Annotated in this window: 18 protein-coding genes; 5 read left to right on the top strand and 13 right to left on the bottom strand. The window is 72.9% G+C overall.

The window, feature by feature from the left end:
- The 5 genes from ahcY to VYL96_RS04770 all read right to left on the bottom strand — a co-directional run bounded on the left by ahcY (position 1) and on the right by VYL96_RS04770 (position 5,833).
- Positions 1 to 1,467 (bottom strand): adenosylhomocysteinase, encoded by a 1,467-nt coding sequence (gene ahcY / locus VYL96_RS04790; RefSeq protein ID WP_131884976.1) that lies wholly within the window; start codon positions 1,465 to 1,467, stop codon positions 1 to 3.
- 81 nt (positions 1,468 to 1,548) lie between these two features.
- A complete protein-coding gene (gene manA / locus VYL96_RS04785) occupies positions 1,549 to 2,766 on the bottom strand; it encodes a mannose-6-phosphate isomerase, class I (RefSeq protein WP_131884977.1) in 1,218 nt (405 codons plus the stop codon).
- 4 nt (positions 2,767 to 2,770) lie between these two features.
- Entirely contained in the window at positions 2,771 to 3,865 is a 1,095-nt protein-coding gene (locus VYL96_RS04780; RefSeq protein WP_131884978.1) for a hypothetical protein, read from the bottom strand.
- Positions 3,858 to 5,234 carry a phosphomannomutase/phosphoglucomutase gene (locus tag VYL96_RS04775; protein WP_131884979.1) on the bottom strand — a complete coding sequence of 459 codons (1,377 nt, stop codon included), beginning with the start codon at positions 5,232 to 5,234 and terminating at the stop codon, positions 3,858 to 3,860. Before VYL96_RS04775 ends, VYL96_RS04780 begins: the two co-directional genes overlap by 8 nt.
- A 92-nt stretch (positions 5,235 to 5,326) precedes the next feature.
- Positions 5,327 to 5,833 carry a DUF3499 domain-containing protein gene (locus tag VYL96_RS04770; RefSeq protein WP_131884980.1) on the bottom strand — a complete coding sequence of 169 codons (507 nt, stop codon included), beginning with the start codon at positions 5,831 to 5,833 and terminating at the stop codon, positions 5,327 to 5,329.
- 185 nt (positions 5,834 to 6,018) lie between these two features.
- On the opposite strand from VYL96_RS04770, the gene VYL96_RS04765 reads away from it, so the two are divergent.
- Positions 6,019 to 6,522, top strand: coding sequence for a metallopeptidase family protein (locus tag VYL96_RS04765; RefSeq protein WP_407935081.1), 504 nt, complete (start codon positions 6,019 to 6,021; stop codon positions 6,520 to 6,522).
- Positions 6,523 to 6,566: 44 nt separating this feature from the next.
- Here the strand turns inward: VYL96_RS04765 and VYL96_RS04760 are convergent, their stop codons facing one another.
- Positions 6,567 to 6,878, bottom strand: a complete 312-nt coding sequence (locus tag VYL96_RS04760; RefSeq protein WP_007627711.1) for a WhiB family transcriptional regulator — start codon at positions 6,876 to 6,878, stop codon at positions 6,567 to 6,569.
- 364 nt (positions 6,879 to 7,242) lie between these two features.
- On the opposite strand from VYL96_RS04760, the gene cofD reads away from it, so the two are divergent.
- Together cofD and VYL96_RS04750 are read left to right on the top strand one after the other, a co-directional pair.
- Complete coding sequence (gene cofD / locus VYL96_RS04755) at positions 7,243 to 8,304, top strand: 2-phospho-L-lactate transferase (protein WP_131884981.1); 1,062 nt, start codon at positions 7,243 to 7,245, stop codon at positions 8,302 to 8,304.
- Positions 8,301 to 9,725 carry a coenzyme F420-0:L-glutamate ligase gene (locus VYL96_RS04750; RefSeq protein ID WP_063974191.1) on the top strand — a complete coding sequence of 475 codons (1,425 nt, stop codon included), beginning with the start codon at positions 8,301 to 8,303 and terminating at the stop codon, positions 9,723 to 9,725. The genes cofD and VYL96_RS04750 overlap by 4 nt, the downstream gene beginning before the upstream one ends.
- Here the strand turns inward: VYL96_RS04750 and manB are convergent.
- Both manB and VYL96_RS04740 read right to left on the bottom strand, forming a co-directional pair.
- Complete coding sequence (gene manB, locus VYL96_RS04745) at positions 9,707 to 10,822, bottom strand: mannose-1-phosphate guanylyltransferase ManB (protein WP_407935072.1); 1,116 nt, start codon at positions 10,820 to 10,822, stop codon at positions 9,707 to 9,709. The two genes, VYL96_RS04750 and manB, sit on opposite strands and share 19 nt — an antisense overlap.
- A 99-nt stretch (positions 10,823 to 10,921) precedes the next feature.
- A complete protein-coding gene (locus VYL96_RS04740; protein ID WP_131884982.1) occupies positions 10,922 to 11,821 on the bottom strand; it encodes a glycosyltransferase family 2 protein in 900 nt (299 codons plus the stop codon).
- 194 nt (positions 11,822 to 12,015) lie between these two features.
- On the opposite strand from VYL96_RS04740, the gene VYL96_RS04735 reads away from it, so the two are divergent.
- On the top strand, positions 12,016 to 13,506 hold the full coding sequence (locus VYL96_RS04735; protein ID WP_182642814.1) for an LCP family protein: 1,491 nt from the start codon (positions 12,016 to 12,018) through the stop codon (positions 13,504 to 13,506).
- Between the two features lie 67 nt (positions 13,507 to 13,573).
- Complete coding sequence (locus VYL96_RS04730) at positions 13,574 to 14,269, top strand: TIGR03089 family protein (RefSeq protein ID WP_131884984.1); 696 nt, start codon at positions 13,574 to 13,576, stop codon at positions 14,267 to 14,269.
- A 201-nt stretch (positions 14,270 to 14,470) separates the two neighbouring features.
- On the opposite strand, the gene VYL96_RS04725 is transcribed toward VYL96_RS04730, so the two are convergent.
- From VYL96_RS04725 to VYL96_RS04705, 5 genes are all read right to left on the bottom strand, one after another.
- Positions 14,471 to 15,640: an acyl-CoA dehydrogenase family protein gene (locus VYL96_RS04725; protein ID WP_131884985.1), complete on the bottom strand. Its 1,170-nt coding sequence runs from the start codon at positions 15,638 to 15,640 to the stop codon at positions 14,471 to 14,473.
- A gap of 215 nt (positions 15,641 to 15,855) precedes the next feature.
- Entirely contained in the window at positions 15,856 to 16,368 is a 513-nt protein-coding gene (gene purE, locus VYL96_RS04720; protein ID WP_106385742.1) for a 5-(carboxyamino)imidazole ribonucleotide mutase, read from the bottom strand.
- 115 nt (positions 16,369 to 16,483) lie between these two features.
- Positions 16,484 to 17,770 (bottom strand): 5-(carboxyamino)imidazole ribonucleotide synthase, encoded by a 1,287-nt coding sequence (locus tag VYL96_RS04715; protein WP_131884986.1) that lies wholly within the window; start codon positions 17,768 to 17,770, stop codon positions 16,484 to 16,486.
- Positions 17,771 to 17,790: 20 nt separating this feature from the next.
- Positions 17,791 to 18,354 (bottom strand): PH domain-containing protein, encoded by a 564-nt coding sequence (locus VYL96_RS04710; protein ID WP_061228055.1) that lies wholly within the window; start codon positions 18,352 to 18,354, stop codon positions 17,791 to 17,793.
- A gap of 3 nt (positions 18,355 to 18,357) precedes the next feature.
- Positions 18,358 to 19,236 carry a biotin--[acetyl-CoA-carboxylase] ligase gene (locus VYL96_RS04705; protein WP_061228056.1) on the bottom strand — a complete coding sequence of 293 codons (879 nt, stop codon included), beginning with the start codon at positions 19,234 to 19,236 and terminating at the stop codon, positions 18,358 to 18,360.
- Positions 19,237 to 19,251 lie beyond the last annotated feature (15 nt).

Genomic DNA, 19,251 nt, shown 5'->3' with positions numbered 1-19,251 from the left:
TCAGTAGCGGTAGTGGTCGGGCTTGAAGGGGCCCTCGACGTCCACGCCGATGTACTCGGCCTGGTCCTTGGCCAGGCGGGTCAGGGTGCCGCCGAGCGCCTCGACGTGCAGGCGGGCGACCTTCTCGTCGAGGATCTTGGGCAGCAGGTGCACCCCGATCGGGTACTGGTCGGCCTTGGTGAACAGCTCGATCTGCGCGATCACCTGGTCGGAGAAGCTGTTGGACATCACGAACGACGGGTGCCCGGTGGCGTTGCCCAGGTTGAGCAGGCGTCCCTCCGAGAGCACGATGATCGAGCGGCCGTCGTCGTCGAACACGAACTCGTCGACCTGCGGCTTGATGTTGATGCGGGTGACGCCCTCGGCGGACTCGAGCCCGGCCATGTCGATCTCGTTGTCGAAGTGGCCGATGTTGCCCAGGATGGCCTTGTTCTTCATCCGCTTCATGTGCTCGAAGGTGATGATGTCCTTGTTGCCCGTGGCGGTGATGACGATGTCGGCATCGGCGATCGCCTGGTTCACGGTGACCACGTCGAACCCGTCCATCATCGCCTGCAGCGCGTTGATCGGGTCGATCTCGGTGACCTGCACGCGCGCGCCCTGACCGGCCAGCGCCTCCGCGCAGCCCTTACCGACGTCGCCGTAGCCGCACACCAGGGCCTTCTTGCCTCCGATCAGGGCGTCGGTGCCGCGGTTGATGCCGTCCAGCAGCGAGTGACGGGTGCCGTACTTGTTGTCGAACTTGCTCTTGGTGACCGCGTCGTTGACGTTCATCGCCGGGAACGGCAGCACGCCCTCGGCGTGGAAGTGGTACAGCCGGTGCACGCCGGTGGTGGTCTCCTCGGTCACGCCCTTTACCGACTCGGCGATCGCCGTGTACTTACCCGGGTTCGCGGGCACCGACTCGCGCAGCAGCGCGTGGAAGACCTTCTCCTCGGCCGACCAGGACTCATCGTCGGACGGCACGGCGCCGGCCTGCTCGAACTCCTTGCCCTTGATCACGAGCATCGTGGCGTCACCACCGTCGTCCAGGATCATGTTCGGCTCGGTGCCCGGCCACGTCATGATCTGCTCGGTGCACCACCAGTACTCGGTCAGGGTCTCGCCCTTCCACGCGAACACCGGCACACCCTGCGGTGACTCGGGGGTGCCCTCGGGCCCCACCACCACGGCGGCGGCGGCCTCGTCCTGGGTGGAGAAGATGTTGCACGAGGCCCACCGGACCTCCGCGCCCAGCGCGGTGAGCGTCTCGATCAGCACAGCGGTCTGCACCGTCATGTGGATCGACCCCGCGATCCGGGCGCCGGCCAGGGGCTGCTCGGCCGCGTACTCCTCACGCAACGCCATCAGGCCCGGCATCTCGTGCTCGGCCAGACGGATCTGCTTGCGCCCCGCCTCCGCCAGCGACAGATCCGCCACTTTGAACTCGACACCGTTGACGGACTGAACCTGCAGATCAGCGGACATGTTCTTCGACCAGCTCCTCGTTGACTCTCGAAAGATCTCCGCCCCACACTAGCGGCAGCGCCTCTTCGCGCGTCGGCCCCGTCACCGGTCGCCGACGCGGGTGCGGAACACGGTCGTCCCGTCGAGACCCTGCAGGCACACCCGCGTCGTCGAGGCCGGCACCCACACCGCGCGCCCAGGCCGGAGCACCTCCCCCGCACCGTCCTCGTCGACCTGCGCCTCGCCCGAGGTGCACAGCAGCACCTCCGGCCCGTCGGGTCGCCAGGTCACGAGCCGTCCGGCGGGCAGGTCGATGCGCGACAGCGCGAAATCCGGTTCGGGCGTGGGGTAGTCGACCTCACCGGGGATACCGCGGTCGGCGGGGATCGCGTCGACGGTGGGGTCGGCCAGCGGGCCGAACTCGAGCACCCGCATCAGCTCGGGCACGTCGACGTGCTTGGGGGTCAGTCCGCCACGCAACACGTTGTCGGAATTGGCCATGACCTCCACCCCGACGCCGCGCAGATAGGCGTGCAGCTGCCCGGGTCCCAGGTACACGGCCTCGCCCGGCTGCAGGACCACCCGGTTGAGCAGCAGGACGCCCAGGACGCCGGGGTCCGCGGGATAGCGCTCGGCGAGCTCCGCCACCGTCGTGGCGACCGCGGACCACGGGGCGTCGACCCCGTTCACGGTCAGATAGGACACGGCCCGGGCCACGAGGTCGGACACGACGTCGGCCAGCACGATGTGGGGCATCGTGACGAACGTGGTGAACACCGCGCGCAGGCCCTCGGCGTCGGGCTGCCCGGCGAGCATGTCGCGGTAGGGCCGCAGCGAGTCCACGTCGAACGCGTCGAGCAGGGAGATCGTGCGCTCGACCGGGCGGAATCCCACCAACGCGTGGAACTCAGTCAGGGCGACCAGGATCTCGGGCTTGTGATTGGCGTCGCGGTAGTTGCGGTCAGCGGCGTCGACGGCGATCCCCCGGGCGTCCTCCGCGGCGTAGCCCTCGCGCGCCTTCTCCGGTGACGGATGCGCCTGTAGGGACAGCGCCTGCTCGGCCGAGAGCAACTTCACGAGGAACGGCAGTCCCCCGCCGTGCTCGGCCAGGACCCGGGCGCCCAGTTCCCTCTCGGGGTCGTCGGCGATCCGTGCGTCGAGCGCCCGTCCGTCAGCGCACAGGGAGGATCCCGAGTCGTGGGCACCGAACCAGTGCTCGGCCACCGGGTGGGGTGACGGCGACGCCGTTCCGCACAGCTCGGGGAGGGCGGTCCGGGAGCCCCATGCGTAGGCCTGGACGACCGGTTCGAGGGCGACCACGGACCTACAGACCTCCGACGAGGAGGTAGGCGGCGGACAGCTCCGTGCGTGCCATGTGCGCGGCCACCTTTCCGCTCAACGGGGCCGGGGCGTCGCCGACCGTGTCCCGACCGCGATCGGTCACCCACTCGACGTCCGCGAGCGGGCCCGCGGCCAGCCGGACGATGTCCTCGTCCGCGTTCAACACCATACCGAGGTAACGCACGCGCACGACCTCTAGCGGCCCATCGAGTTCCTCATCGTGGAAAAGGTCTGCCAGCGGATCCACCGGCGGGCGCCCCTGAGCACGTTCGGCGCCGGCGCGCACGGCGTCCCCGACCGACGAGGCCGCGGTGATCCTCCCCGCGTCGCAGAACGCCGCGACCGCGCGCTCGCAGCAGGCCGCGGAGACCGCGTCCGCGTGGATCCACACGAGCGGGTCGCGGCCGCTGACCGAGGTGGCGAGTAGCTTGGCGGGGTTGACGGGGGTCGCCAGTTCGGGCCCGATCCCCTCGAGTTCGACGTCGACCGCGTCGGCGGCGGCGCACACGTCCAGCCCCCGCGCCCCGAGGGCCGTGAGGACCGCCATGCCGGCCGCGAGGTGCCGCAGGACACCGCGGTGCGGGGGCAGGTACGGCAGCGGCTCGATCCAGGAGGCGCGCCCCCGGCCCGCCTCGGAGACCGGCCCCTCGCGGGGCACGTCCACGATAACCGCGGCCCCGCGGCCGGCAGCGGCGTCGATCGCCGCCGCCAGGTCGGGATCACCGGCGTCGTCTCCGGAGACCAGGACGACGTCGAGCGCTCCCACCCAGGCGGGCAGTGTGCGGGCGTGTACCAGCGGTGGGACCGCGGGCCCGCCGGCCGCGCCGGCGAGGGCTGCCACGACGCCGGCCGCCTGTCGCGCGCGGTCGGATCGGCCGGACACCCACACCACTGCGCGGGGTCGGAAGCCGGTGAGACCGTCGAGAGCCCCGCCGTCGACGGCGGTGGCCACGGCCCGGAGCTGCGCCCCGGCCATCGACGCGTGCAGCAGGGCCCCCGTCGCGTCCGCCGCGCGCAGCGCTTCGGGGTCGTCGAGGTCGACCCGCCCGGCCCCGGTGTCGCTCGACAGGTCAGGCACGGACGATCGCGAGGACCTCGTCGACCACCGCGTCGACGTCCCCCCTGGTCGGTGCCTCGGCGTTGAGGCGTAGCAACGGCTCGGTGTTGGAGGCGCGCAGATTGAACCACGCGCCGTCGCCGAGGTCGACCGTGACGCCGTCCAGGCGGTCGACCGACACCGCACGGTCGGAGAACGCGGTGACGACGGCCTCCATGCGCTCGGTCTGCGCCTCCGCCGAGTCGAGCGTGGAGTTGATCTCCCCGGAGGCTGCGTAGCGGGTGTACTCACCCATGAGCTCGGACAGTGTGCCGTCCTGACCGCCGAGCGCGGCCAGCACGTGCATGGCGGCCAGCATCCCCGAGTCGGCGCCCCAGAACTCGCGGAAGTAGTAGTGCGCGGAGTGCTCGCCGCCGAAGACGGCACCCGTGTCGGCCATCTGCGCCTTGATGAAGCTGTGGCCCACCCGCGTGCGGACGGCGACGCCGCCCTTCTCCTCGACGAGTTCGGGGACGGCCCTGGAGGTGATGAGGTTGTAGATGATCGACGCACCCGGCTCCTTCGCGAGCTCCCGCTCGGCGACCAGGGCGGTGATGGCCGACGGGGCCACCGGCTCGCCGCGCTCGTCGACCACGAAGCAGCGGTCCGCGTCGCCGTCGAAGGCCAGGCCGATATCGGCTCCGCTCTCCCGGACCAGGGCCTGCAGGTCGACGAGGTTGGCGGGCTCGAGCGGGTTGGCCTCGTGGTTGGGGAAGTTCCCGTCGAGTTCGAAGTACAGGGGCACGATATCGAGCGGCAGTCCCCCCAGGACGGCGGGCACGGTGTGGCCACCCATGCCGTTGCCCGCGTCCACCGCGACCTTGAGGCGGCGGATCCCCGAGAGGTCGACCAGCCCTCGCAGGTACTCGCCGTAGCCCTCGAGCACGTCGCGCTCGGAGACCGTGCCGGCCTCCCCGTCGTGCGCGGGGACACCCTCGATGACCTCGTCGGCGATCGTCCGGAGCCCGGATTCCTGGCCCACCGGCTTGGCTCCCGCCCGGCACAGCTTGATGCCGTTGTACTTCGCCGGGTTGTGGCTGGCGGTGAACATGGCGCCGGGGCATTCGAGCAGACCGGAGGCGAAGTACAGCTGGTCGGTGGAGGCCAGGCCGATCATCACCACGTCGAGACCCTGCGCGGTCACCCCTTCAGCGAACGCCGTCGACAGTCCCGGGGACGAGTCGCGCATGTCGTGCCCGATCACCACGGAGTCCGCGCCCTCGGAGCGCATGAGCCGGGCGAAGGACGCTCCGACCTCTCGGACGAAGTCCGCGTCGATCTGCTCGCCGACGACGCCACGGACGTCATAGGCCTTGATGACTGCTCGGACGGACTCGGCGCTGCGTGCCACGTGCTGCTCCAGGGGGTGAGACGGGGTCGGTCGATGTCTCCCGTGACACTACCCGCGCCGATCACGCGGCGGACCACCCTGCGGGCGGCGGGTCAGCGGGCGGTGGGGCCGGACCCGCCCGCGCCGCCGCCGTGCCGGTCGGCCTCGTGCTCCCGGGCAGCGGACACGTCGGGGACCACCCGCAGGTGGGGGCGCCCTGAACCGGTTGGCGACCCGAGGTCCGGGAGCGGGTCGCTGCCGGCCAGCGCGCGGTCCAGCGCGGGCTCGGGATCGGAGACCCCGAGTCGGCGCAGGCGATCGGCGTCGACCAGTGCCGCCCCGGCCCGCCGCCCTCCGACGGGGCCGCCGGTGACGGCGTCCAGGAGGGCCGTGAGATCGGAGTCCTCGGCCGAGGTGTCGAGGTCCGGATGACGCACGAGATCCCAGCCGCGGGGGGCGGTGATGCGCAGTGCGTGCACGGCGCAGAGGTCCCAGGCGTGCGGCTCCTGGACCGCGGGCAGTGGCCCGATGACGGCCGTGGAGTCCGCGTACACGTAGGTGAGAGTGGCGACCGCGCGGTTGGGGCATCCCGGGCGGCAGCAACGACGGTTCTCACTCACGAGGCCCCAGCGTAGCCCCGCGCACTGTCCGGGTGGGCCGCGACCCGCCCACACCGGTGCGACCCGGCCACCACCGACGGGGTTATCCTCGCGCCATGACCCCGACCGCCCCGGTTCCCGGACGGCCGCCCACAGGGACCGCGATCCCGGGCGCCGGCCAGTCCGACGTCGCCGCGGGCAGCCGTATCTCCGTCCGCGATTTCCCCGGCGATCCCGGGCGCCGCAGGCCGCGCGTGGTGACGTCGCGCCGCGCGGACCGCCGCGGTCACGGGCCCCGCGGGCCGATCCTGCCGCCCGAGGTGCCCCGCTGGCGCAGCCGGTCGGCGGAGTTCGACGCCGCCGCCCTCGAGGCGTTCGCGGAGATCGACCAGCACTGGCACGCGCGCCTCGAGCACCTGGACCTCGCCGTGGACATGGTGCCGCGGATGCGCCTGCGCCCCGGGGAGACCTGGCCCGAGGAGGTCGTGGCCGACGGCGACGTCCCGCTCGCCCGGCTCGTGCCCGCGGGCGTGGACCGGTCGGGGCAGCCGACCCGCGCGCGGCTGGTGCTGTTCCGGAAGCCGCTCACCCGGCGTGCGCCGGAGGGCGACGACCTGCGGGATCTCATCTACTCCGTGCTCGTGGAGCTGGTGTCGCAGCACCTGGAGATCTCACCGGACGAAGTCGAGGCGGGCCCGGAGGGGGACTGAACGCCGCGCACCTGCGGACGGGATGATCGCGCGGCGGCCGGGGATCAGATGACGGCGTCGCGCTTGATGCGTCGCCGCTCGCGCTCGGACAGCCCGCCCCAGATGCCGAACCGCTCGTCGTTGGCCAGCGCGTACTCGAGGCACTCCGCCTTGACCTCGCACCCGGTGCAGATCTTCTTGGCCTCGCGGGTCGAGCCGCCCTTCTCGGGGAAGAACGCCTCGGGATCGGTCTGCGCGCACAGAGCCCGGTCCTGCCAGCTCTCCTGCTCGTCCTCGACGAACAGGCCGGGGACACCGAGGTCGACCAGAGCCAGCTCGGGTCCCGCGACGGTGCGTGACTGTCGATCCACGGTCATCCCTTCGTGTTGCGTTGTTCGTCTGCGAAAGATCCGCGATGGAGTGCCCGTCACCGGCGCGATCGCGTAAGGCCTCGATCGTCAGGGCGCCGTCGGCCCGGCGCCCGTCCGGTGTCCGTAATGTGGTTTACCGTCACCCACCAGGGAATGACACACCTGTGATTACACACATGCAAGCCGCGAAGGTCAAGCGAAATCGGCGGGACCTACCATTTTCCCCTGCGGCTATGACCGGTGACACGCCGCCCCGGATGTGGCGTGTGACACGCCGCCGCGCCGGGCTCCGCCGCCACCGCCACTCCGTTCTCCGCAACCCAGCGGGGTCGCGCCCCCGGCCCCCGGGTCCGTCACTACGCTCGTCCCCGTGAAGATCTGTGTTCTGGCCGGAGGCGTCGGTGGCGCCCGTTTCCTCCTCGGCGCCCGCCGGCTGCTCGCGCTGGACTCCGAGTCCACCCGCGTCGACTCCCCCCACCGCATCGACGCGGTGGTCAACGTCGGCGACGACGCCTGGATGCACGGCGTCCGCATCTGCCCCGACCTCGACACGTGCATGTACACCCTCGGCGGCGGCATCGACCCCGAACGCGGCTGGGGCCACGCCGGAGAGACCTGGAACTGCCGCGACGAGCTCGCCGCGTACGGCGTCCAGCCCGACTGGTTCGGCCTCGGCGACAAGGACCTGGCCACCCACCTCGTGCGCACCCAGATGCTGAACGCCGGCTACCGCCTCACCGACGTCACCGAGGCGCTCTGCACCCGCTGGTCCCCCGGCGTGCGCCTGCTGCCCGTCACCGACGACCGCTGCGAGACGCACGTCGTGGTGACCGACCCGCCGGCCGCGGACGGCGGGGCCGGGGCGGGTGAGGCGGGCGGGTCCGCCACCGGCTCGCGGGCGATCCACTTCCAGGAGTGGTGGGTCCGGCACAGGGCGCAGTTGCCCGCCTCCGGCTTCGTCCAGATCGGCGCGGAGTCCGCCTCCCCGACACCCGAGGCGCTGGAGGCCATCGAGACGGCCGACCTCGTCGTCGTCGCCCCCTCCAACCCCGTGGTCTCCGTCGGCGCGATCCTCGCGGTGCCCGGGATGCGCGCCGCGCTGCGCTCCACCCCCGCCCCCGTCGTGGGCATCAGCCCGGTGATCGGCGGCGCGGTGCTGCGCGGCATGGCCGACGCGTGCCTCACCGCGATAGGCGTCGAGACCTCCGCCACCGCGGTCGCGCGCCACTACGGCGCCCGCTCGGGCACGGGCCTCATCGACGGCTGGCTCGTGGCCCCCGGCGACGGCCCCACCGACGGCTCCGGCTCGGTCGACGGCGTGGCCGTGCGCGAGGCGCCGCTGCTCATGACCGACCCCGACGCCACGGCGGACATGCTCGCCGCGGCGATCGAACTGGCCGGGCTCGAGGTCCCGGCGCGGGGCGACCGATGACCGACGGCGCCGTCCCCGAGATCCGCCGCTGGAGCGTCGAGCACGCCGCGCCCACCGACGTCACGCTCTGGGCCCCAAACGGGCTGCCCGAGTTCCGTCCGGGCGACGACCTGGCGCGCATCCTCGCCGACGCGCTCACCGCCGACCCGCACGGCCTGACCGACGGCGACGTGGTGGTGCTCACCTCCAAGGTCCTGTCCAAGACCGAGGGCCGGATCGTGCCCGCGCCCACCGACCCCGACGAGCGCGACGCCCTGCGGCGGCGGCTCGTCGACGCCGAATCCGTGCGCGTCGTGGCACGGGTCAACCGCACGCTCATCACCGAGAACCGGCTGGGGATCGTGCAGGCCGCCGCGGGCGTCGACGGCTCCAACGTCGACGCCCGCGAGCTCGCGCTGCTGCCCGAGGACCCCGACGCCTCCGCCGCCGCCCTCGCCCGCGAGCTGCGCGAGCGGACCGGCGCGCGCGTGGCCGTGGTCGTCACCGACACGATGGGCCGCGCCTGGCGCACCGGCCAGATCGACATGGCGATCGGCGCCGCCGGCCTCCGCGTGTCGGTGGGCTACGACGGCGCGGTCGACCGTCAGGGCAACGAGCTGCTCGTCACCGACGTCGCGGTGGCCGACGAGATCGCCTCCGCCGCCGACCTGGTCAAGGGCAAGCTCGGGGCCCGGCCCGTCGCCGTGGTGCGCGGGGTGGGCCACCTCCTGGTGGACGACGAGGGGGACGACGACGAGGCGGACGTCCCCCGGCGGGCCCGAGACCTGGTCCGCGGCGGGGAGTTCGATCTCTTCCGCCTGGGCACCGCCGAGGCGCTGGCGCAGGGGCGGCGTGAGGCCGTCCCGTCCCGCCGCTCGGTGCGCAGGTTCTCGGACGACCCGGTCCCCGCCGACGACCTGGCCGACGCCGTCGCCGACGCCCTGACCGCGCCCGCGCCGCACCACAGCACGCCGATCCGGTTCGTGCGCGTCGCCGGCGACGCGCGGACCCGGCTGCTCGACGCCCTGCGCGCGGACTGGGAGCGCGACCTGCGTGCCGACGGGCACACCGGCGACGTCCTGGCCCGCCGCCTCGCGCGCGGCGATCTGCTGCGCACGTCCCCGGAACTGATCGTGCCGTTCGTCGACGACGCCGCCGGCGCCCACGACTACCCGGACGCCCGGCGCGCGGCCTGCGAGGAGACCATGTTCACCGTCGCCGGTGGCGCGGCCGTGCAGTCACTGCTCGTGGCGCTGGCCGCGCGTGGTCTCGGCTCGTGCTGGGTGGGCTCGACGATCTTCGCCGCCGACACCACGCGCCGCGAACTGGGCCTGCCGTCCACGTGGCGGCCGCTGGGCGCGGTCGCGGTGGGCTACCCGGCCGAGCCGGTCCCGCCGCGGGAGCCGCGCCCGGCCGGCGACGCCTACATGTCCGTGGAGTAGCGGATCCCGCCGTCGGGGATCTCGACGCCCGGCCACACGCGGGCGCCGCGCAGGAGCTCGCAGCGGGCGCCGATCACGGCGCCGTCGCCGATCACGCCGTCACGGACGAGCGCCCGGTGGCCGATCCGCGCGCCGAAGCCGACGATCGACCGCTCGACCGTCGCGCCCGCCTCGATCCGGGCGCCGTCGAAGACGACGGCGCCGTCCAGCCGGGCGCCCGCGCCGATCTCCGCGCCCCGTCCCACGACCGTGCCGCCGACGAGCACGGCGCCCGCGCCGACCCCGGCGCCCTCGTGCACGAGGGCCTCCCCCGCGTGGCCGTCGAGCGCCGGCGAGGGGGCGATCCCGCGGACGAGGTCCGACGAACCGCGCACGAAGTCCTCCGGGGTGCCCATGTCGCGCCAGTAGGCCGAGTCGACGAAACCGTAGACGCGCCTGCCCTCACCGAGCAGCTGCGGGAAGGTCTCCCGCTCGACCGAGACGGGCTGACCCTCGGGGATCTGCTCGATGAGCTCGCGGCGGAAGACGTAGCAGCCCGCGTTGATCTGGTCGGTCGGCGGATCCTGCGTCTTCTCCAGGAACTCCTGCACGCGGCCGTCGTCGTCGGTCGTGACGCACCCGAACGCGCGCGGGTCGGACACGCGCACCAGGTGCATGGTCACGTCCGCGTCCTTGGCCCGGTGCAGGGCCAGGATCTCCCGCAGATCCGTGCCGCCGAGCACGTCGCCGTTGAACACCATGACGGTCGACGCGGCGAGCTCGGGCAGCACGTTGCGGATGCCGCCGCCCGTGCCCAGCGGCTCGGTCTCCACCACGTACGAGATGTCGAGGTCCAGGTCCGAGCCGTCGCCGAAGTGCTCCTCGAACACCTCGGCCTTGAACGACGTGCCCAGCACGACTCGCCGGATGCCGGCCGCGCGGATGCGCGACAGCAGGTGGGTGAGGAACGGCAGGCCCGCGGTCGGGAGCATGGGCTTGGGCGCGGAGATCGTCAGGGGCCGCAGCCGCGTCCCCTTACCGCCGACCAGCACCACCGCCTCGGTGTCGGCGATCAGGTCGTCGCCGGTCGCGGCGCTCCCGGTGGTCGTCGAGGTCACGATGAAGCTCCTGGGGTCGTCGGGCCCCGCGGTCGCGCTCGCGAGCCGCCGGGGCGGTGGGTGGATGTCGGTCGTGGGTCGGACCCGGTTCCCGCGGGCTCAGCCGTGGCGGCCGCGGGGTGGGCGCGCGGCACGCCGCGCGGACCGGATCGCGAGACGGCACCGCAGTTCCAGGCCCGCTCTGAGCGCCCAGCGTATCGGGGCCTGCCACGTCCGTGGGTGCCTGTCCGCCTGGAACAGATAGGCGCTGCGGTGGTGGGCCCGGAGGGTGAACTCGGGCACCGCCTTCGCCGCGTGGCCCCGGTCGTGGTGGATGACGGCGTCCGGGACGTAGACGTTCTGCCACCCGGCGCGCCCGAGTCGGTCGCCCAGGTCCACGTCCTCCAGGTACATGAAGTAGCGCTCGTCGAACCCGCCGAGCGCGTCGAAGGCCTCACGGCGCAGCAGCAGGCACGAACCGGACAGCCAACCCGCGGTCCGCTCGGTCTCCATGTCCGCGCCGTCGAGGTAGTGGGCGGTCCACGGGTTCCCCCGCCACACCTGCCCGAGCAGGGCGTGACCGATCCCGGCCCCGAGCCGCGGCACCGAGCGGGCCGACGGGTACACCGACCCGTCCGTCTCGGAGATGCGCGGGCCGAACGCGGCCGCGCGCGGCCACCGCCGCGCCGCCTCGAGGAGGGCATCCACCGAGCCGGGTTCGAACGTCACGTCCGGGTTGACCACCAGGACGAACTCCTGGTCGAACTCGTCCGGACGCGCGGCGATCTCGGCCACGGCCCGGTTGATCGCGGTGCCGTAGCCGAGGTTGCCGCCGGTCGGGAAGAACTCGGCGAAGTCGTACCGGGCGGCGACGGCCTCGGGCGCCCCGTCTGTCGACCCGTTGTCCGCCATCACCAGCGCCACCGGCCGGGACGTGGCCGCCGGGAGCGTCTCGACGAAGCTGTGGAGGTGGTCGCCCGGCGAGTACGTCACCGTCACGACGGGTAGTCGGGTCGTCACGCGCAACACCCTACGACGCGGCCCGTCGATTCCGACGCCCGGCGCGCGGCGCGGTACCGTGGGATGATCGTCGGCGGCCTCGAGCGGCCCCTAATCGAGGACAAGGACGGTGGATGAGCGCCGAGCTGCCAGTGACTCCCCGTCGCGCCCACAGCCGGGCGCGGGGTAGGCGGCACGCCACCCCGGCCCACCCGATGGCCTCGCGTATAGGCCGCGTCCTCGCCGCTCTCGTCTCCGCGGTCTGCCTCCTGGTCACCGGCGTCGGCTGGACGCTCGTCAACGGCCTCAGCTCGGACCTGTCCTCCGCCGGCGGCCTGGACGTGGGCGACGGCGGCCTCGACGGCGCGGTGGACATCCTTCTGGTCGGCACCGACAACCGGACCGACGCCCAGGGCAACCCCCTCAGCCAGGAGGAGCTCGCCACCATCCGCACCGGTGAGGAGGACGGCGAGAACACCGACACGATCCTGCTCATCCGCATCCCGGAGGACGGCAGCTCCGCCACCGCGATCTCCATCCCGCGTGACGTGTACGTGGAGACCAGCACCGTCGGCGGCAGCAAGATCAACGGTGTGTACGCGGCCAACAAGGAGGCCCACCTCGAGCGGGTCGTGGCCTCGGACCCCGAGGGCGTCATCACCGAGGAGGACCAGCGCGCGGCCGTCAACGCTGGCCGGAACGGGCTCATCGGCGCCGTCGCGGACCTCACCGGCGTCCAGGCCGACCACTACGCGGAGATCGGGCTGCTGGGTTTCGTACTGCTCACCGACGCGGTCGGCGGTGTCCCCGTCTGCCTCAACGAGCCCGTCGACGAGCCGCTATCGGGCGCGAACTTCGACGCGGGTGTCCAGACGGTCTCCGGCTCGGACGCCCTGAGCTTCGTCCGCCAGCGCCACGACCTGCCCGCCGGCGACCTCGACCGCATCGTCCGCCAGCAGGTGTTCATGTCCCAGCTGGTCAAGAAGATCCTCTCGGCCGGCACCCTCACCGATCCCACGAAACTCGGTGCGCTGGTCGACGCCGCCAAACGCTCGTTCGTGATCGACGAGAACTGGGACTTCGTGGACTTCGCCATGAAGCTCAAGGACATCAGCGGCGGCAGCGTCCGCTTCGAGACCATCCCGGTCACCAGCATCGACTCGTACACCGAGTGGGGCGAGTCCATCGTGACCGCCGACCCCGTCCAGGTGTCGGAGTTCGTCGCGGGCTTCGCCAGCACCGAGGATGACGCGGACGCCGCCGAGGGCGGCGACGGCGAGCCCGCCCCCGGTGAGCCCGGCGTCGACCCCTCGACGGTCGCCGTGTCGGTGGTCAACACCACCGCGATCGACGGGCTGGCCGCCCGCGTCTCCGGTGCGCTCACCGAGCTGGGCTACACCACCGGTGATCTGCTCACCGATCCGGCCGCCGCCTACACCTCTCACGTGGCGGCGGGCTCGGCCGACGACGCCGCCGCGTTCGCCGTCTCCGACGCGCTCGGTGGCCTGCCGGTCCAGGTCGACCCCGCGGTCCCGCCCGGCACCGTGCGTGTGGTCCTCGCGGACGACTACAGCGGCCCCACCGGTGAGGCCGCCACGACCGAGTCCTACTCCCCCGCCACCACCACGTACGCGCCGCTCCCGCCGTCGATCGCGCAGCGTCCGACCTTCGACGCCGGCGGCTCCGACGTACCCTGCGTGAACTGACCCCGGAGGCGGACGCGCCGCCCGCCGCACCGGGGGAACCACCCCACGACGCCAGGAGGCCACCCGAGTGAACACCGCCGCAGACACCGTGCTCCAGCCGCTGCTCGCGCTCGACCCCGGGGCGCCGATGGTCACCCACTACGACCAGGCCGCCCCGTCCCGCGTCGAGCTGTCGGTCACCTCGACCGCCAACTGGGCGGCGAAGATCGCGGGCCTGCTGCGCGACGAACTCGGGGTGACGCCCGGTGACGTGATCGTGTGCGACCTGCCCGCCCACTGGCTCACCGCCGGTGTCCTGCTGGGCGCCTGGTGGGCGGGCGCCGAGGTCCGCACAGGGTCCGCGGACGACGCCGTCGTCGTCGTCACCGTCCCCGACCGCCTCGACCGCCTCGACCGCCATCCCACCGACGTCGAGACCCTCCTCATGACCACCGACCCGATGGGCCGCCCCCTGGCCGCCGCGGGCGTCGAGGTGCCGCCGGGCGTCACCGACCTCGCCGAGGCGTGCCGCATCCACCCCGACGCGTTCGTCCCCTCCGGCGGCGGTGACCTCGCCCTCGACGGCCTGACGCTCGACCAACTGGCCGACCGCGCCCTCTCCGGTCGCGCGCTGGTCGCCGGCCGCGAACGCGACGACGTCGTGGCCACCCTCGCGCGGGTGTTCGCCTCCGGCGGCACGGCCGTGCTCGTCACGGGCGCCGACGCCGACGACCCCGCCGTGGCGGGGATCGCGGACACCGAGCGCACCACGCTCACCGCCTAGGGCACCGGACACCGAGCGCCGGCGGAGCGTTCCGGCGCCGGCGGGGCGGGGCGTTCTCCTCCCGCCCCGACTCCACCCGCCGCCTACCAGGCTCGATCCGGGCCGCAACGCGATCTGCCCCTCCGATTGCGATCCGCCCCCGGGGTTCCGGGGGTCGATCGCGATCGGAGGGGCAGATCGAGGCGGGGTTCAGCCGACCGGTCAGGCCAGGAGCTGGCGGGCCATGACCATGCGGTTGATCTGGTTGGTGCCCTCGTAGATCTGGGTGATCTTGGCGTCGCGCATCATCCGCTCGACGGGGAAGTCACGCGTGTAGCCGGCGCCGCCGAACAGCTGCACCGCGTTGGTGGTGACCTCCATCGCCACGTCCGAGGCGAAGGTCTTGGAGGCGGCGGCCATGAAGCCCAGCTTCTCGCCACCGGGCGCGCTGCCGCGCTCGGCGTTCGCGGCGGCGGTGTAGACCATCAGCCGCGCCGCCTGCACCTTCATGGCCATGTCCGCCAGCATGAACTGCGTGTTCTGGAAATCCGAGATCGCCTTGCCGAACTGGCGACGCTCCTTGGTGTAGGCGATCGCCGCGTCGAGTGCGCCCTGCGCGATACCCACGGCCTGCGCACCGATCGTCGGGCGCGTGTGGTCCAGGGTCTGCAACGCGGTCTTGAAGCCGGTGCCGGGCTCGCCGATGATCCGGTCGCCCGGGATGCGGACGTTCTCGAAGTACAGCTCCGCGGTGGGAGAGCCCTTGATGCCGAGCTTCTTCTCGGTCTTGGACACCCCGAAACCCTCGTCGTCGGCGTGCACCATGAACGCCGAGATGCCACCGGCGCCCTTGTCCGGGTCGGTCACGGCCATGACCGTGTACCAGGTGGACTTGCCACCGTTGGTGATCCACGCCTTGGAGCCGTTGAGAATCCAGTCGTCCCCGTCGGCCTTGGCACGCGTGCGCATCGAGGCGGCATCCGAGCCGGCCTCACGCTCCGACAGGGCGTAGGAGGCCATCCTGCCCGCGGCGATCTCGGGCAGCACCTTCTGCTTGAGCTCCTCGCCGCCGGCCAGGATCAAGCCCATCGTGCCGAGCTTGTTCACCGCCGGGATCAGCGAGGACGAGGCGTCGACCCGGGCGACCTCCTCGATCACGATGCACGCCGCGACCGAATCCGCGCCCTGCCCCTCGTACTCCTCGGGGATGTGGACCGCGTTGAAGCCCGACGCGTTGAGCGCATCGAGGGCCTCCTGCGGGAACCGCTCGTTCTCGTCGACGTCCGCGGCGTGGGGCTCGATCTCCTTCTCCGACAGCGCGCGGATCGCGGCACGCAGCTCCTCGTGCTCCTCCGCCGGACGGTACAGATCGAAGTCGGGGTTACCGGACATGTGCGGGCCTCCAAAGGGGGTTCGTCAGTGCTGGTCACGCGGCGGGCGCCGGTGTCCGGACATCGGTGAGTGCCGGTCGCGCAACGGCGTCGGCTCGCGAGTGGATCCGGGGTGCACCCGGCCACCCAGGTTACCAGCGGCTAACTGGATTCCTCCCCCGCCTGCGACCCCGCTTTCCGCATCGCGGAACGTCTCGGCGTGATGCCACCCGCCTGTCAGCCGAGCAGGCGCTGCCGGAGCGCGTCGTCCTTGCGCTCGACCATCGCCTCGAGCTCCGCTTGGAAGCCCTCCATCCGCTCGCGCAGCGCGGGATCGGCGGCGGCGAGGATCCGGACCGCCAGCAACCCGGCGTTACGGGCTCCCCCGATCGAGACGGTCGCCACCGGGACCCCCGCGGGCATCTGCACGATCGACAACAACGAGTCCATCCCGTCGAGGTGCCTGAGCGGAACCGGCACTCCGATCACGGGCAGCGCGGTCGCGGAGGCGACCATGCCCGGCAGGTGCGCGGCTCCGCCCGCGCCGGCGATCACCACGCGGATGCCGCGACCGGCGGCCGAGCGGGCGTAGTCGAGCATCTTGTGCGGGGTGCGGTGCGCGGAGACGACGCCCACCTCGAACGGGATCCCGAACTCGGCGAGCGCCTCTGCCGCCGCCTCCATGGTGGGCCAGTCGGAGTCACTGCCCATGATGAGGCCGACCTGCGGCCCGTCCTGTCGCGCGGTCATCTCGTCGCCTTTCGTGGAGGTGTGTCAGCCGTGGGTGGCCGGGGCGCCGGCCGCCCGGGGGTCGTCCGGTAGGTGCCGCGTCCGGGTGGCGGGCCGTCCGGACGGGGCGGTGAGCTCAGCGTTCGAAGTCGCCGACGGGCGCGCCCGTGTGCGGGTCCCAGCCGTCGGCCCAGCGGGCGTGGGAGAGCCAGTGGGCGGCCAGCTCGGCCACCGCGCGCACGGCGGCCACCTGGTCCTCGTCGTCCGGGTCGAGCCCCGGGTCGGCGAGCACGTTGACGTGCCCGATCTTGCGCCCGTGTCGCTCGGACTTGCCGTAAAGGTGCACCTTGGCGTGCGGGAACCGCGCTGCGAGGTGGTGGACACGCTCGTCCATACTCATCTCGGGGGTCTCGGGCGCGCCGAGGACGTTGGCCATCACGGTGAGCGGGGCGGTGGACACGGTCGAGCCGAGCGGGTAGTCGAGCACGGCACGCAGGTGCTGCTCGAACTGGCTGGTGGTGGCCCCGTCCATGGTCCAGTGCCCGGAGTTGTGGGGCCGCATCGCCAGCTCGTTGACCAGCACGCCGGGGCGACCGTCCGAGCCGACGACCTCGAACAGCTCGACGGCCATGACGCCGGTGACGTCCAGGTGCTCGGCGAGCTTGAGGGCGGTCGCCTGGACGGCCGAGCGCAGGTCGTCGGGGAGTCCGGGGGCGGGAGCGATCGCCACGGCGCAGATCCCGTCGCGCTGTACGGTCTCGACGACCGGCCACACGGCGCCCTGCCCGAACGGGGACCGCGCGACCATGGCGGACAGCTCCCGGGTCCACGGCACCCGGGCCTCGGCCATCATGGGCACCCCGGCGGCGAGCTGCTCGGAGGCGATCCGCTCGGCCTCCTCGAGCGAGTCCGGCATCCAGACGCCGCGCCCGTCGTAGCCGCCGCGGGCGGACTTGAGGACGATCCGCCCGTCCTGCTCATCGTGGAAGCGCCGGACGTCCTCGACCGTGTCCACGCCGGTGAACGGCGGGATCGGCGCACCGATCTCGGCGAGGGCACGCCGCATGACGAGTTTGTCCTGGGCGTGGATGAGCGCGGAGGCACGCGGGCGGACGGCGACGCCCGAGGCCTCGAGGTCGAGCAGGATCTGCGGGGGCACGTGCTCGTGGTCGAACGTCATCACGTCGGCGCCCTCGGCGGCGGCACGGACGGCGTCGGGGTCGTCGTGGGCGCCGATCACGACGTCGGGCGTGACCTGGGCCGCGGGGTCGAGCGGGTCGGCGGCGAGGACCCGGAGGGTCTGGCCCAGGGCGACGGCCGACTGGTGGGTCATGCGGGCGAGCTGCCCGCCGCCGATCATCGCCACGACGGGCGCTGCGAGTGGATTGCGGCGGATGCGCGAGTCGTCGTTCACGCCGCCCATCGTCTCACGCCGCCCGGGTGTCAGCGCCGCCCCGGCAGGCCCCAGCGCGAGCGCGGGGCGGCGGCCAGCGGGGCGGGCGGCGATGGCGGGGGCAGCCGGAGCAGCTCGTCGTAGACGGCGGCGTGGACGCGGGCCACGTCGGGCACGTGGTCGATCTCGATGGGCGGGAGGTGCCCCAGTTCGAGGATGAGGCAGCCCGTGCCCAGGGCGCGGTCGGCGAGGGTGTGGCGGAAGCGGACGGCGCTGATGCGGCGCAGCGGCACGTCCACGCACCGCCGGTTGGAGCCGGCCGGGCGATAGAGCACGCGCTCGTCGGTGACGACGAGGTCCGTGCGCGCCCAGCGGATCAGCGGCCAGAGGGCGAACCGGAGGACGACGAGCGAGAACAGCACCGCGACCATCGCCCAGGTAGCGGTCCGGTCCCCGGCGTGGACGACCTGGACCTCGATGAAGCCGCCGGCGATACCGGCGAGCCCGGCGCCGACGAGGGTGACGAGCGCGGGTCTGACGAGCGCGCGCCAGTGCGGGTGGGTGTGGACGATGAGCGTCTCCCCCGGCGCGAGGACCGATCGGACGAAACCCACGGCTCAGCCGCCCCACCGACCGCCGACGCCGCGGACGTGGGTGACGTCGCCCGCGGCCACGGGGAACTCGCCGTCGGTGTCGACGACGACGAGGCGGCCGTCTCGGTCGACCCGGTCGGCTCGCCCGGTCCGCACGATGTCCCCGGGCAGCTCGACCCTCACGTCGGCGCCGATGGTGGAGCAGGCCTCGGAGTAGGTCGTCATGAGCGTGTCCGAGATGGTCGATCCGCTCCCGCGTTCACACTCGCGCCACTGGCCGTGGCGAAGGGCCAGCGCCTCCAGCACGGATCGCGCGAGGCGGTCGCGGTCGACCGATCCGCCGGCCAACGCGAGCGAGGTGGCGTGCGGTACGGGCAGTTGCGCCTGCGTGAGGGACACGTTGATCCCGACGCCCACCACGATGGCGGGCAGGCGCACGGAGTAGTCGCCCCCGGCGGGGACCGTGGTCACCTCGGCGAGGATCCCGGCGATCTTCCGGCCGTCGACCAGGACGTCGTTGGGCCACTTCAAGGTGGCGTCCACACCGCCGGCCTCGCGGAGCCCGTCGCGGATCGCCAGGCCGGTGACCAGCGGCAGCCACCCGAAGAGCGTCGGCGAGACCGCACCCGGTCGCAGTAGGACGCTGACGGCGACCTGCGTGCGGGGCGGGGCGGTCCACACGCGGCCGAGCCGGCCACGCCCCGACGCCTGATGCTCGGCCAGCAGCACACTGCGGTCCGCCGCGCCCGCGGCCGCGCGGGCGAGGAGTTCCGCGTTGGTCGAGCCGATGTCCTCGACCACCTCCAGCGAGGAGTAGGGGGCGTCCGGTCCCTCCACCAGGACGCGACGGAGCGCGTCGCCGTCCAGCGCGGGCGGGGTCTCGGAACCGGTGTCTGCGTGCACGACACCCAGGGTATG

Source organism: Dietzia maris (genome assembly GCF_036287335.1).
Lineage (GTDB): Bacteria > Actinomycetota > Actinomycetes > Mycobacteriales > Mycobacteriaceae > Dietzia > Dietzia cinnamea.
The sequence above is the reverse complement of the archived record's forward strand: the minus strand, read 5'-3'. Positions and strand labels throughout refer to the sequence as shown.

Coding starts and splice junctions, on each gene's coding strand:
- ahcY (WP_131884976.1), bottom strand. CDS start 1,467: ATGTCCGCTGATCTGCAGGTTCAGTCCGTCAACGGTGTCGAGTTCAAA.
- VYL96_RS04760 (WP_007627711.1), bottom strand. CDS start 6,878: ATGACCGTGGATCGACAGTCACGCACCGTCGCGGGACCCGAGCTGGCT.
- VYL96_RS04750 (WP_063974191.1), top strand. CDS start 8,301: ATGACCGACGGCGCCGTCCCCGAGATCCGCCGCTGGAGCGTCGAGCAC.
- VYL96_RS04735 (WP_182642814.1), top strand. CDS start 12,016: ATGGCCTCGCGTATAGGCCGCGTCCTCGCCGCTCTCGTCTCCGCGGTC.
- VYL96_RS04725 (WP_131884985.1), bottom strand. CDS start 15,640: ATGTCCGGTAACCCCGACTTCGATCTGTACCGTCCGGCGGAGGAGCAC.
- purE (WP_106385742.1), bottom strand. CDS start 16,368: ATGACCGCGCGACAGGACGGGCCGCAGGTCGGCCTCATCATGGGCAGT.
- VYL96_RS04715 (WP_131884986.1), bottom strand. CDS start 17,770: ATGGGCGGCGTGAACGACGACTCGCGCATCCGCCGCAATCCACTCGCA.